Genomic DNA, 13,863 nt, shown 5'->3' on the forward strand with positions numbered 1-13,863 from the left:
GAAAACCATGAACGCACATCAGCTCGCATCCATCCGCAACGCAATCTACAGCGTCGCCGTAGTCATCGGCGGAATCTTCGTCGCCAACGGCATTATCACCGGCGAACAGCTGGAGAAGTACCTTCCCGTCATCCCGGCACTCTTCGCGCTAGGCGTCGCAATCCTTAACGTCCGACCGCATGCAGAACCCATCAATATTGATGAGCTCGCTAGCGCGGTAGTCGCTCAGGCGGTGAACATCATGCCTGCGCCTGCTGCGCCGGCTAACCCTCACGGAGACCACTACGACCCGCAGGCTAGCGAGAAGCTCACCGAGTATCTGCTCGACAAGCCCTCTGCACCCACCGCACCGGAGAAGTAGAGCTAACTAATAAGCCCCTTCAGTACCTGAGACATCAGGTGCTGAAGGGGCTTATTTTTTGTGCCCAAAGTAGTGAGTAAATAGTGACCTAGCCACCTACTACACCGTGCTTCCCTTGAAATTACAAGGGAGTAAGGCGCAGCAGTAAACATCTCTTTATTGTTGTCATTTGGGTGCTGTTAGGCAACCCTTTTCCCTGTTAGTAGCTTATGCAACAGGGATAGTTAGCTCAGCCTACTGCGCTCCCCCACCGCTACTTTATACTGCCGCTTCATCCCGCCGCCTGAGACCACCCCTTGGGAGCACCCATAAGCCGTTTTTGACCGCAAAACAGCCCGCCCCGCGCCCTCCTTGACGAGGGCGCCGGGCGGACTGTGCGTTCAAAGATTCTCCCGTTTTATTCGGGATATCTCACGATGCGGTTACTGTGCTTCATGCGGCTACTGGGCTTCGCGCGCCTGCTGTCGGCGTACACGCTCACGCACCGCATCCTGGGTGGTGTCGTTGATTTCACCGACGAGCTCCTCCAGCACGTCCTCGAGGAAGACCACGCCGAGGGTTACGCCCTGTTCATCCATAACCTGCGCGATATGGGTTCGGCTGCGTTGCATGGAGGCGAGCGCATCGTCAATATCGGTGGTCGGTGTGAGCGTGTCCAGGGAACGTAGCTTGTACCAGGGGAAGGGCTCCTCGAACCGTTCGGGGGCGATGGCGAGGGCGTCCTTCACGTGCAGGTAGCCCATGTAGGTTCCGTCGCTGTCGGTAATGACGAAGCGGGAGTAGCCGCTGCGTGCCACGGCGCGTTCCAGTTCGGCGGGGGTGCTGCCGAAGGGCAGGGTGACGAGCTTATCGCCGGGCACCATGATTTCGTAGACGTCCTTCTCAGTGAATTCGAGGGCGCTTTCAATCACGCCAGCGTCGTCTTCCACGGTGCCTTCCGCGGTTGAGGTTGCCACGATGGTCTGCAGCTCGCCCAGGGTGAAGGTGGAGGCGACTTCGTCCTTCGCGTCGACCTTCATGAGCGCCAGCAGCTTGTTGGACAGGTTGTTCAGCAGGGCGACCACGGGGGCGAAAATCTTGGAGAAGGTCACCAGGGTCGGCACAATCCAGAGGGCCACACCGCGGGCTGCGAGGGTCACGGCGGCGTTCTTGGGAACCATCTCGCCGAAGATCACGTGCAGGTAGGTGACCAGGATCAGGGTGATACCGAAGGCGATTACGTCCACGATCGCGTGGGGCAGGCCGACCAGGTGCAGGGGCACCTCCAGCAGGTGGTGCAGCGCCGGCTCTGAGACGTTCAGAATCAGCAGGGAGCAGATGGTGATGCCCAGCTGGCAGGTGGCGAGCATGAGCGAGACGTTCTCTAGGGCGTAGATGACGGTCTGCGCTCGCTTGTTGCCTTCTTCTGCGAGCGGTTCGATTTGTGCTCGTCGGGTGGACATGATGGCGAATTCACCGGCGACGAAGAAGGCGTTTCCGGCGAGCAGGATGACGAGCAGTGCGATAGCTACCCAGTCGTTCATGCGTTGCCTCCCTTCTCGGCCTGTTCCTGTGCGCTAGGTGCGGGGGTGAATCGAATGCGGTCCACGCGGCGGCCTTCGAGGGTGTCGACGCGCAGGGTGCCGCCGGGTACAGGGACGCTGTCGCCTACTTCGGGGATGCGGCCGAGGCGTTCCATCATGAAGCCGCCGACGGTCTCGTATTCGGGGCTTTCCTCAACCTCGAGCCCGGGGATGAGGGCGTTGATTTCGTCGGGGCGGCGCAGGCCGGAGAACACCCAGTCGCCGTTGCCGTAGCGTAGGGGGCGTTCGGTGCGGCCGCGGTCGTGTTCGTCGGAGACTTCGCCGACGATTTCTTCGACGAGGTCTTCGAGGGTTGCAATGCCCGCGGTGCCGCCGTATTCGTCGAGGACTACGGCGAGCTGCAGGGCACCCTGGCGCAGCTGGGTGAGTAGCGCGTCCAGGTGCAGGGTTTCGGGCACCTGCAGCACGTCTTCTGCGAGGGCACCGGCTTCGAGGGTTTCACGTACCTCCGGGGGCACGCCGACCGCCTTCTTCACGTGTACGACGCCCACGATGTTGTCGTGGTCGCCTTTGTAGAGCGGGAATCGGGAGTGGCCGGTGGAGCGTGCCAGCTTGATGACTTCGGCAACGGGGGCGGTGTCTTCGAGCATGGCGACCTGGCCGCGCGGGGTCATTACTTCGGAGGCGGTCAGCTCGGAGAAGCGCAGGGTGCGGTCCACGAAGCGTGCCGCGTCGGAGTCGAGGGTGCCTTCTTCTGCGGAGCGACGCACCATGGAGGAGAGCTCTTCGGGGGTGCGTGCCGCGGAGAGTTCTTCCTTGGCTTCCATGCCGAAGCGTCCGAGGATCCAGTTGGCGGAGCCGTTCATGATGCGCACGAGCGGGGACATGACGCGGGTGAAGGCGAGCTGCGCGGGGGCGACTCGACGCGCCACATCGTAGGGTTCGGCGATAGCGAGGCCCTTGGGCAGCAGCTCGCCGACGACCATGGACAGCAGGGTTGCGATGAGCATTGCCAGCAGCAGGGTGAGTACGTCGGTCACGCTGGTGGGCAGACCCAGGCTACTGATGGCGCCGGTGGTGAGCGCCTTGATGGCGGCGTCGAGGGTGTAACCGGTCAGCAGCGTGGTGATGGTGATGCCGATCTGGCAGCTGGAGAGCTGAGTAGAGAGCGTCTTGAGGCAGCGCAGGACGGCGTCGGCGGCTTTATCGCCGGAGTCCTTTGCCTGCTGCACGGTTGCGGTTTCGAGTGCCACGAGGGAGAACTCTACGGCAACGAAGAAGCCCGTTCCCAGGATGAGGAGCAGGCCGATGAGTAGGAGAATCAGATCCACTCAGCCACCGCCTCCATTGACTGGTGTGCGGCGCCTTGGTTCTGGTGAAGCACTACCGCATGGGAGGTGTCCAGATGCTGGGCATTCGAAAGCGAGTTGTTTTCACGGGTGGCGGCGCGGAACATACCGGTACGGAGCGCCGAGTATTCGGGCGTTATTCTGCGTTGACTAGTATTCAGGGTCTTACTCAAAGGGTCATCCATACCCCATATTTTAGCGAAGGTTTCGTCTCTTCCCGGTGCTGTAGAGTGCCTGCTCACAAGCGCAAGACAGCACTTGTTGCGCACGCGGCTCATTGCTAATCCCTAAGAGTGAAAAATTGCATTGCGGATATGGCGCGATGAGCTGGAAAGTTCACCGTGATTCTCTTTACACTTATACATAGGAGCATGAGTGTGCCGCCATGCAAGCGGATGAACTCCGACGTTCACGGCACGCTAGGCAGGTTTGTACGGTGCACACCCCGCACATACGGCCACCATCTTAGGCGATGCGCACATGCTCAGCGTGATGATTCGCCCCTCGAAGACGCGGGTCGTCTATGCCGGGGAGAGTCCCGGACGCGACGGATAAATTCACACTAATTGGAAGAGGCGTTTAACGTGCCAAATCTGCCAGAACATCTGGTGCCTGAGGAATTTGCCGGTAACGAATGGTTCGTTGAAGAACAGTACGAGCGTTACCAGAAGGACAAGAACCTCGTGGACCCTTCATGGTGGCCCATTTTTGAGACCATCGACAAGGCGCTGGGAGGCGCCGGTACCGCTAGTGCAGCTCCTGCTGCGGCACCCGCCGCACCGGCTGCACCTGCCGCACCTGTAGCAACTCCCGCCCCCGCGGCACCGAAGCCTGCGGCTGCACCTGCTAACCCCACCCCTCCCGCTGCTACCAAGAAGGCTGAACCTGTGGAACCTGCTGAAGACAAGATTGTCCCCCTCCGCGGCCCTGCTAAGGCAGTCGTCACGACCATGGAAGAGTCGCTGACTGTCCCCACCGCAACCACCGTTCGTGCGGTCCCCGCAAAGCTGCTCATTGAGAACCGTGCTGCCATCAACAAGTACCTGGCAAGCACCCGCGGCGGCAAGGTCTCCTTCACCCACCTGATTGGTTACGCAGTAATTCGCGCAGTGGCAGCGATGCCTTCGATGAACGTGACCTACGGTGTGGATGAGAAGGGCAAGCCCGTTGCAATCCACAACGCACACGTGAACTTTGGTCTGGCTATTGACCTGCCCCGCCCCGATGGTTCCCGTAACCTGGTCGTTCCGAACCTCAAGGGTGCTGAGAAGCTGAGCTTCCGCGAGTTCTGGGATGCGTACAACGACATCGTTAAGCGTGGCCGTAACGGCGCGCTGACCATTGAGGACTTCCGCGGCACCACTGTTTCGCTGACCAACCCCGGTGGTATCGGTACCGTCCACTCGGTGCCCCGCCTCTCCAAGGGCCAGGCAGCCATCATTGGTGTGGGTGCGCTGGAGTACCCGGCTGAGTTCCGCGGCCTGTCCGAGAAGCTCATCACCCAGCAGGGCCTGTCCAAGATCATCACCCTGACCAGCACCTACGACCACCGCGTCATCCAGGGTGCAGGTTCCGGTGAGTTCCTGAAGCTGGTTGAGCACTACCTGCTCGGCGGCGACGACTTCTACGACGCAATCTTCCGCGACCTGAAGGTTCCCTTCGAACCGGTCCGCTGGGCACGCGACAACCACGTCGATGACGCTCACGAAATTTCCAAGGTTGCACGTATTCAGCAGCTGATTCACGCGTACCGCGTGCACGGCCACCTGACCGCAGCAACCAACCCCGTTGGTTACAAGATGCGTTCGCACCCGGACCTGAAGCTGGAGAACTACGGTCTGACCCTGTGGGACCTGGACCGCGTCTACCCGACCGGTGGCTTCGGCGGCGCTGAGCGTCTGCCGCTGCGCACCATCCTGGAGCGTCTGCACGAGGCATACTCCGGCTCCCTGTCCGTTGAGTACATGTACTCTGAGGACCCCGAAGTTCGCGCATGGTTCCAGGAGCGCCTGGAGCGCGGCGTTGCTAAGCCCACCCGCGAGGAGCAGCTGCGTGTTCTCTCCAAGCTGGTCGAGGCTGAGGCATTCGAGAACTTCCTGCAGACCAAGTACCTGGGTCAGAAGCGTTTCTCCCTGGAGGGCGGCGAGTCCCTGATTCCGCTGCTGGACGCTGTTCTGGACAAGGCCGCTAACAAGGACCTGAAGGGCGTTGCCATTGGTATGGCACACCGCGGTCGCCTGAACGTGCTGACCAACATTGCTGGTAAGTCCTACGCTCAGATTTTCCGTGAGTTCTCCGGCACCGCAGCACCCTACGAGGGTGGCTCCGGTGACGTGAAGTACCACCTCGGTACCGAGGGTGTCTTCACTTCCGATTCCGGTAAGCAGACCCAGGTGTACGTGGCTGCTAACCCCTCGCACCTTGAGGCTGCAAACACCGTGCTCGAGGGTATCGTCCGCGCTAAGCAGGACGTCTACCGCGAGCAGGGCGTTGAGGGTCACCCGGTCCTGCCGATTCTGATTCACGGTGACGCAGCGTTCGCTGGCCAGGGCATCGTCATGGAGACCCTGCAGATGGCTGGCCTGAAGGCTTACACCACCGGCGGTACCCTGCACGTTGTGGTGAACAACCAGATTGGCTTCACCACCCTGCCGAACGATGGCCGCACCGCAACCCACGCTACCGACATTGCGCGTATGACTAAGGCCCCGGTCTTCCACGTCAACGCTGATGACCCGGATGCAGTGGTTCGCGCAGCACGCCTGGCATTCGAGTACCGTGAGCGCTTCGGTCGCGACGTTGTCATTGACCTGATTTGCTACCGCCGCCGCGGTCACAACGAGGCTGACGATCCGTCGATGACCCAGCCGAAGATGTACCAGGATATTGACGTCCTGCCCTCGACCCGCACCCTGTACGCACAGGACCTGGTCGGTCGCGGCGATGTCTCTCAGGAAGAGGCAGACGAAGTTCTGGACTCCTACCACTCGAAGCTGGACGCTATCTTCGTCGAGACTCAGTCTTCGGCACCGGCTCCTGCTGGCGCGCACGTTTCCGGTCTGGAGCTGCCCGCTGCTCAGCAGAACACCGAGGTCGTTCACGGCGGTAAGACTGCAATCTCCCGTGAGACTCTGCAGCACATCGCTGACGCGTTCGGTAAGGCTCCCGAGGGCTTCACCGTCCACAAGAAGCTGAAGAAGCTCATGGAGCAGCGCGTTGAGATGGGCCGCACCGGCAACGTGAACTGGGGTATGGGTGAACTGCTCGCCTTCGGTTCGCTGCTGATGGAGGGCACCGACGTTCGTATGAGCGGTCAGGATGTTCAGCGCGGTACCTTCGTTCAGCGACACGCTGTTCTGCACGACCACATCACTGATGAAGAGTGGTCGCCGCTGGAGCACCTCTCTGAGGACCAGGGCAAGTTCCGTATCTACAACTCCTTCCTCTCTGAGTACGGCGTTCTCGGCTTCGAGTACGGCTACTCGGTGGAGCGCCCCGACTCGCTCGTGGTGTGGGAGGCTCAGTTCGGTGACTTCGCAAACGGCGCTCAGACCATCATTGACGAGTTCGTGTCTTCCTCCGAGCAGAAGTGGGGCCAGCGCTCTTCGCTGGTTATGCTGCTTCCTCACGGCTACGAGGGTCAGGGTCCTGACCACTCCTCGGCTCGTGTTGAGCGTTACCTGCAGCTGTGCGCTGAGAACAACATGACTGTTGCATGCCCCTCGACTCCGGCTTCGCACTTCCACCTGCTGCGTCGCCACTCGCAGCACCGTCCGTACAAGCCGCTCGTGGTGATCAGCCCCAAGCAGCTGCTGCGTCTGAAGGCTGCTGCGTCCTCCATCGAGGACTTCACCGAGGGCTCGTTCCAGCCGGTGATTGGTGACCGTTCGGGTATTAACCCGGCTCAGGTTGAGCGTGTGGTCTTCGTATCCGGTCGCCTCTACTACGATCTGGAAGCTGAGCGCGAGCGCCGCGGCGACACCAAGACCGCTATTGTCTCGGTGGAGCAGCTGTACCCGCTGCCCGAACAGGAGATCAAGGAGCAGCTGGCTCTGTACTCGAACGCTACCGACGTTGTGTGGGCTCAGGACGAGCCTGCTAACCAGGGTCAGTGGCCGTTCATGGCTCTCAACCTGCAGCCGCTGATCGACCGCCGTATGCGCCTGGCTTCCCGCTCCGCAGCTGCTTCCCCGGCTGCCGGTACCGGTAAGCTGCACGCAGCTGAGGCTGAGGCTCTGCTCAAGCAGGTCTTCGAAGGCTAAGATCTTATACAGCTGATCGGCTCATGATTTAGCTCTTCAAAACCCGTCTTCCCGTCAGATGTTTCTGGTGGGCAGACGGGTTTTTTAGTCTCGGATACTTACCGGATAGGGTATTAAGTTCGAAAAGAGGCCGGTAAGCGCTTATCCTAGATATAAAGACTATTACTCACGTGCCTTGCCGCCTCTCACGGCGGGCGCATACTGCAGAAGAAAGAATTCCGTGGAGCAACGCAATATTCGAATTGTGGCAGTCGGCGATGACCTGCTCGCCGGTGTTGGCGACCCCCGTACCCTCGGCTGGTTTGGCCGCGTTATGGCGCGCACCCCGCAGACCACCGCATCCATTGCGGCATATAACCTTGCCGCACCCAATGAAGGTAGCGAGCAGCTGAATGCACGCTGGTTCGAGGAGGCGCGCCGCCGCTTCGTTCCCGGTGCTGACAACCGCCTCATTATTGCTCCGTCGACCTTTGACATTGATTTGGGTCTGACCAGCGCTCGTTCGCGTTTGAACCTGGCGAACATTGTGGACATGGCGTCGCAGAACAACATTAAGGTTCTGGTTGTTGGTCCGCCGCCGACCCTGGACGCTGAGCGTAACCGCCGTATCGCTGACCTGTCGGCGGCATACGCGGATGTGGTGACCCGCCGTAACCACGTGTACGTGGATACGTTCAACCCGCTGCTCCACCACGAGCAGTGGCGCAACGACCTTGCCGCGAATGACGGCCGCCCGGGTCAGTCCGGTTACGGTCTGATGGCATGGCTGGTTCTGCACCGCGGCTGGTACAACTGGCTGAACATTCCTGAGCACGGCTAAGAGCCCGCTCCCCCCGCTGGGGTTGTGAGCTGATGCGAAGAAAGTTCGTGTTTTTTAGCTCATATCCCGGTTCCAAGATGCAATCATGCCGTTTCTATGAAAAAATAGACGGCGTTGCCCTTATAGCGTGGAGCACCGGTTTTCGGTGACCGCCTCTGCTAGGGCAGGTAATAGGGGGCACGCACCGCGAAGGTGGGGCGTGCATCCATGAACACTATAAGGAGGCTCTGATGAGCAAGCGCGGTCGTAAGCGCAAGGACCGTCGTAAGGGCGGCGCAAACCACGGTAAGCGCCCCAACGCATAAGGTATCTTGCATACACTTTAAAACCCCGGCGTTTCGGATATTATTCGGACCCGGGGTTTTGCTTTACCCGCAGATGTTTGTGCGCATTCTGCGGAATAAAGAGAAGAATTCTACGTTATGGAAGTGAACGCCTGGCGCGTTCCTGTAGAGGAGAAACATGGCTGAAACCAACACCGCGGCGGATACCCGCAAGCTACGCGAACGCTTTACCGCGGACGCTATGCAGTATGTGGATCAGCTCTACGCTGCCGCCCTGCGGATGAGCCGCAACTCTGCCGATGCTGAAGACTTGGTGCAGGAAACCTACATGAAGGCTTTTGCTTCGTACCACCAGTTCACCGAGGGTACGAACCTGAAGGCGTGGCTGTACCGCATCCTGACGAATACGTACATCAATTTGTACCGTAAGCGTCAGCGTGAGCCGCAGCAGTCTCAGGGTGAGACGGTGGAGGATTGGCAGCTGGCTCAGGCCGGTGAGCATGATGCGGTGGGTCTGCGTTCTGCCGAGGCGGAGGCGCTGAGCGCCCTGCCGAATACGGAGGTTCGTGAGGCTCTGAATGAGCTGTCTGAGGATTTCCGCATGGTGGTGTACTACTCCGATGTGGAGGGGTTCGCGTACAAGGATATTGCGGAGATTCTGGATATCCCCCTGGGCACGGTGATGTCTCGCCTGCATCGTGGCCGCCGTATTCTGCGTGAGAAGCTGCTCGATTATGCGCGTGAGAACGGTCTGCGCCCGTCAACCATCGCAAAGGTAGAAGCGAAGGCTGAGGCGAAAGCAGCCGCGAAGGCAAGCGCTAAGGGGCAGCCGGCAAAGGCTACCAAGGGCGCTAAGGCGGCCAAGGGCGTAAAGTCCCCTCCGGCGAGCTCTAGCTCCAAGGCGCCTGCAGATTCTTAGCTTCGCTCTTCTACCTGTGAGTTAGCCCCCCTGAGGTTGGGGCTAGACTCCCCTAACGCTTTATACCTTCCGTGTGAAAGGAACCCCGATGTCAACCACAGACAAGAATTCTTCTGTCCCCGAAGCCTCCGCGGCTTCTGAGTCGCTGGAGGATTGCGGCGGCCAGCCCTGCTCGGCGGCCCTCAAGCGCCTCTACGAATTCCTCGATAGGGAGCTGAGCCCCGAGCAGCTGCGCACGGTTCAGGCGCATCTGGATGCCTGCCCCGAGTGCGCGGATGTGAAGGACTTTGAGCTGATGATTCGTGAGAAGATGCGTTCTTCGTGCGCTCAGCAGGCGCCCGAGCAGCTGAAGGCGCGTCTGCTGCAGGATGTGCAGAAGTTCTGCGCCGAGGCTAACCTCTAAGCTGCCTCAGGCTCTTACCCCGCTGGGGGTATAGACATCTGATAATGAGTGAAGGCGGTGCACCAATAACGGTGCACCGCCTTCACGCGTATTGTTTTAGTTCGCGCTGTCTGGTCCGTGTTGCCTGGCTCGCGCTGCCCATCTCATCGCTGGAGCCCTCAGCGGCTCGCAAACCCTCAACCGGTAGAATAGGGGTAGACGTCAACCGGCGCAGCGTCTCTGAGTCTGCGCCCTCCCCATGATTTGAACCAGAAGAGGATGTATGAGCGACGCAGCAGTGCAGCTTTCCCCCGGTGATTGGCCCGCTCCCCTGGCACCCGCCTCCAGCGAAGCCGCTGGCAAGAACGCGCTGGTGCATATTCCGGGTTCTAAGTCGCTCACGAACCGTTATCTGTTGCTTGCTGCTCTGGCTGATTCCCCCTCGTATTTGCGTGCGCCGCTACATTCGCGCGATTCGGCGCTCATGATTGAGGCACTGCGCCAGCTGGGTGCGGGTATTGAGCTGGTGCCGACCAATTCGCCGTTCGGTCCGGATGTGAAGGTTACTCCCCTGAGCTTTGTGGAAGCACATTCCGCACAGTCGCGCGCCGTGTCGATTGAGTGCGGTCTTGCCGGTACCGTGATGCGTTTTGTGCCCGCTCTGGCGGCGCTGTTGCCGGGTGAGTTCGCTTTTGACGGTGACCCGCACGCTCGTCAGCGTCCGATGGGTCCGGTTCTGGAGGGTCTGCGTCAGCTGGGTGTGCAGGTGGATTGTGAGCAGGGCGAGAACGCTCTGCCCTTCGTGCTGCACTCCCCCGGTCTGGCGAGCGCAGAGGGTGTTTCTGAGGCGCCCGTGGTTCGTATTGATGCTTCGACGTCGTCCCAGTTCGTTTCGGCGCTGTTGCTGATGGCGCCTCGCCTGCCGCAGGGCATGGTGCTGGTGCACGAGGGCTCTTCGGTGCCGTCCATCCCGCACATTCAGATGACCGTGGAGGCGCTGCGCCAGATGGGTATTCGAGTGCAGGAGCACTACCCGAGCCAAGGCAACGAAGCAGAGGGCGGCGAGTACCGTTGGACGGTTCACCCCGGTTCTTTCTCCGGCTTTGAGATGACCATTGAGCCGGACCTGTCGAATGCCGGTCCGTTTCTTGCCGCCGCCGTGGTTACCGGCGAGTCGGTGACTATTCCTCACTGGCCGGCACCCGCGGCTGATTCTTCGGCGGGTACGACCCAGGTGGGCGATATGTGGCGTGAGCTTCTGCCCGCGCTGGGTGCGCAGGTTCGCTACGCTGAGGGCCGTCTGACCGTGACCGGTCCGGCGCGGCTTCCCGAGGGCGACTTCTCCTTTGACCTGTCTGCCGGTGGTGAGCTGGCACCGACCATGGCGGCTGCCTGCGCTTTCGTGAAGGGCCGCGTTGAGCTGACCGGTATTGCGCATCTGCGCGGTCATGAGACGGACCGCCTCGCCGCGCTCGCCGCTGAGATTAACCGTCTGGGAGGTGCCGCCCACGACACCGCCGATTCGCTGGTGATTGAGGCGCCCATCCCCGCTGATACTGACGCTGAGCAGGTTCTGGCGCGTACCTACGACGATCACCGCATGGCAACCTTCGCGGCGATTATTGGTTTGCGCCGCCCCAATGTGGTGGTGCAGAACGTAGCCACCGTGGCTAAGACCATGCCCGAATTTACCGCAATGTGGGAGGACATGCTGGCGCAATGGCAGGCCGGCGCTTCCACCTCTGACGTTACCGCCGACCAGGAGGTCTTCTAAATGGGTTCTTCCCGCATGAACGTGCGCGATTTCTCCGAATGGGATGAGTCGGATGTGCGCGTGCGCCCGAATAAGAAGGGCTCCCGCCCCCGCACGAAGGACCGCCCGACCTTCAAAGAAGCGATTCGTGGCAGGGTCATTACGGTGGACCGCGGCCGCTGGTCGGTCGTCGTGGATGAGGGCACCGAGAAGGAGCGTACCCTCATTGCGGCGCGCGCTAAGGAGCTGCGCCGCACCGCGATTGTGACCGGTGACTTTGTGGATCTGGTGGGTGACACCTCCGGCGCGAAGGATACCCTGGCGCGCATTGTGCGTCTGGGCGAGCGCACCTCGATTCTGCGCCGTAGCGCCGACGATACCGACCCGTCGGAGCGCGTGGTCGTGGCGAATGCTCAGCAGCTGGTGATTGTGGTTGCTGCGGCGAACCCGGAGCCGCGCACCGGCTTCATTGACCGTGCCGTGGTGGCGGCGTTTGACGCCGGGATTGAGCCGATTCTGTGCATTACGAAGACCGATGTGCGGTACCCGCAGAACCTGCTGGATTACTATGCGGCGAGCGGTTTGAAGATTGTGCTGTCTTCGTCTTCGGATGGTTTGGCTCCGAGTCAGGAGGGTGCTGCCGGTTTGGAGTCGGCGCCGGTTCAGGAGCTTCTGCAGGAGCTGCTGGGTCAGGTGTCGGTGCTTCTGGGCCATTCGGGTGTGGGTAAGTCGACCCTGGTGAATGCGCTGACCGGCTCTGAGCGTGCGACCGGCCATGTGAATGCGGTGACGGGCCGTGGCCGCCATACTTCCTCGTCGGCGTTGGCGTTGCGTCCGGTGAATGCGAATGGCGACCCGATGGAGCCGGGCACCTGGATTATTGATACTCCGGGTATTCGTTCTTTCGGTCTGGCGCATGTGCCGCCGGAGACCGTCGTGGAGGCGTTCGTGGACTTGGCACCCGGTGCGGCGGATTGCCCGAAGGCGTGTACTCACGCGGCACAAGCTCCCGAGTGCGGTCTGGAGGCGTACGTTGCTGCCGGTCATGCCGGTGAGAGCGGTCCCGCCCGCCTGGAGTCCTTGCGTAAGCTGCTGCTGTTGACTCCTGAAGAGGGCGATTCGGAGAAGGAACTGGGCGCTCTCGTCTAGGTTCTCTCCCCTGCACTGCACACAGCACTACACACACATTTTTGCTGACTACATCACCGAATACTGAAGAAGAGCATTACTATGAGCCGTTCCCAGCAGTACACCGACGATTTGCGTCTTGCGCATATTCTTGCCGATAGCGTCGATCGTGTGAGCGCTATGCGTTTTCGTGACCGCCCGGTCTTCTCCCCCGCATCCGAGGTGATAGAGCCCGCCGAGGCTGCACCCGCTGCGGCACCGTTGGCGCCGTGGCAGCAGGCTACTCAGCAGCCCGCGGAGCCGCAGGCGCCGGTGCAGGAGCCTGCCGATTACGCCTCGGATGTGGCTCAGGAGGTTGAGGAGCTTCTGCGCGCGCAGCTGTCGCGTGTGCGTACTCGTGACGGTATTGCCGGTGCGCATGCCGGCTACAACGGTCAGGCGGCGCGCCAGTGGGTGATTGCGCCGATTGCTGAGCAGGATAATTTTCGCCGCGGCGTGCCGGTGTGGGCGACTCTGATTGCTTTGCTGGATCAGGGTGAGCCGGTGGTGGGTGTGGTATCTGCACCCGCGCTGGGTCGCCGCTGGTGGGCTGCTCGCGGTTCGGGCGCGTACACGGGTAAGTCTTTGGCGCAGGCAACTCGTCTTGAGGTGTCTTCGCTGACTCAGTTGGATCAGCTGTCTGCCGCGTACACCGACCTCTCCTCCTGGAAGGCGGCCTCTGAAGGTGCTGTGGACCGCTCTGGCGAGCTTGTACAGCTTCTGGGCTGGGTGGGTCGTTCCCGCGCGTACGGTTCGTTCTGGGCGGCGTGTATGCTCGCTGAGGGTGCCGTGGACACCGTCGTGGACGCATCCCTGTCTTTCTACGAGGTGGCGGCGCTACTGCCGCTGATTCGCGAGGCTGGCGGCGTCGCCTCCACCCTGGAGGGCGATTTACCCGAGCACGCGGGCGTTTCAGTCGCCGATGTGCATCCGGTGTCCCTGGTGGCAAGTAATACGGCGGCGGTCCAACAGCAGGTGCTGGAGGCGCTCGCACCCCAACCCTAGTCTGCACTCCCCCCCCCCGGTGACGGTGACAATATAGC

Annotated in this window: 11 protein-coding genes; 9 read left to right on the forward strand and 2 right to left on the reverse strand. The window is 61.1% G+C overall.

The genetic code is table 11. The annotated features are described in order from the left end of the window. The first annotated feature begins 7 nt into the window (after nucleotides 1–7). On the forward strand, nucleotides 8–361 hold the full coding sequence (locus tag HMPREF2682_RS03410; RefSeq protein WP_070831468.1) for a hypothetical protein: 354 nt from the start codon (nucleotides 8–10) through the stop codon (nucleotides 359–361). Nucleotides 362–801: 440 nt separating this feature from the next. On the opposite strand, the gene HMPREF2682_RS03415 is transcribed toward HMPREF2682_RS03410, so the two are convergent. Both HMPREF2682_RS03415 and HMPREF2682_RS03420 read right to left on the reverse strand, forming a co-directional pair. Beyond that, on the reverse strand, nucleotides 802–1,884 hold the full coding sequence (locus tag HMPREF2682_RS03415; RefSeq protein WP_070831471.1) for a hemolysin family protein: 1,083 nt from the start codon (nucleotides 1,882–1,884) through the stop codon (nucleotides 802–804). Continuing rightward, nucleotides 1,881–3,215 (reverse strand): hemolysin family protein, encoded by a 1,335-nt coding sequence (locus tag HMPREF2682_RS03420; RefSeq protein WP_070831473.1) that lies wholly within the window; start codon nucleotides 3,213–3,215, stop codon nucleotides 1,881–1,883. Before HMPREF2682_RS03420 ends, HMPREF2682_RS03415 begins: the two co-directional genes overlap by 4 nt. Nucleotides 3,216–3,817: 602 nt before the next feature. Here HMPREF2682_RS03420 and HMPREF2682_RS03430 point away from each other — a divergent pair. The 8 genes from HMPREF2682_RS03430 (at nucleotide 3,818) to HMPREF2682_RS03460 (ending at nucleotide 13,825) form a co-directional block, all read left to right on the forward strand. Further along, complete coding sequence (locus HMPREF2682_RS03430; protein ID WP_070832603.1) at nucleotides 3,818–7,495, forward strand: multifunctional oxoglutarate decarboxylase/oxoglutarate dehydrogenase thiamine pyrophosphate-binding subunit/dihydrolipoyllysine-residue succinyltransferase subunit; 3,678 nt, start codon at nucleotides 3,818–3,820, stop codon at nucleotides 7,493–7,495. 220 nt (nucleotides 7,496–7,715) lie between these two features. Beyond that, nucleotides 7,716–8,315, forward strand: a complete 600-nt coding sequence (locus HMPREF2682_RS03435; RefSeq protein ID WP_005505446.1) for a GDSL-type esterase/lipase family protein — start codon at nucleotides 7,716–7,718, stop codon at nucleotides 8,313–8,315. A gap of 230 nt (nucleotides 8,316–8,545) precedes the next feature. After that, the gene (locus HMPREF2682_RS09630) at nucleotides 8,546–8,620 is read left to right on the forward strand and encodes a 50S ribosomal protein bL37 (protein ID WP_095343185.1); all 75 of its coding nucleotides are present in this window, start codon (nucleotides 8,546–8,548) and stop codon (nucleotides 8,618–8,620) included. Nucleotides 8,621–8,777: 157 nt separating this feature from the next. Further along, nucleotides 8,778–9,518: a sigma-70 family RNA polymerase sigma factor gene (locus tag HMPREF2682_RS03440; protein WP_070831479.1), complete on the forward strand. Its 741-nt coding sequence runs from the start codon at nucleotides 8,778–8,780 to the stop codon at nucleotides 9,516–9,518. A gap of 88 nt (nucleotides 9,519–9,606) precedes the next feature. Continuing rightward, nucleotides 9,607–9,921 carry a mycothiol system anti-sigma-R factor gene (gene rsrA / locus HMPREF2682_RS03445; protein WP_070831481.1) on the forward strand — a complete coding sequence of 105 codons (315 nt, stop codon included), beginning with the start codon at nucleotides 9,607–9,609 and terminating at the stop codon, nucleotides 9,919–9,921. A gap of 262 nt (nucleotides 9,922–10,183) precedes the next feature. Beyond that, nucleotides 10,184–11,674 (forward strand): 3-phosphoshikimate 1-carboxyvinyltransferase, encoded by a 1,491-nt coding sequence (gene aroA, locus HMPREF2682_RS03450; protein WP_070831483.1) that lies wholly within the window; start codon nucleotides 10,184–10,186, stop codon nucleotides 11,672–11,674. Then, nucleotides 11,675–12,802, forward strand: a complete 1,128-nt coding sequence (rsgA, locus tag HMPREF2682_RS03455) for a ribosome small subunit-dependent GTPase A (RefSeq protein WP_012903240.1) — start codon at nucleotides 11,675–11,677, stop codon at nucleotides 12,800–12,802. A gap of 81 nt (nucleotides 12,803–12,883) precedes the next feature. Further along, a complete protein-coding gene (locus tag HMPREF2682_RS03460) occupies nucleotides 12,884–13,825 on the forward strand; it encodes an inositol monophosphatase family protein (protein ID WP_070831486.1) in 942 nt (313 codons plus the stop codon). The last annotated feature ends 38 nt before the right edge of the window (nucleotides 13,826–13,863 follow it).

The organism is Rothia sp. HMSC061D12 (genome assembly GCF_001836735.1).
In the GTDB taxonomy this organism is placed as follows: Bacteria; Actinomycetota; Actinomycetes; order Actinomycetales; family Micrococcaceae; genus Rothia.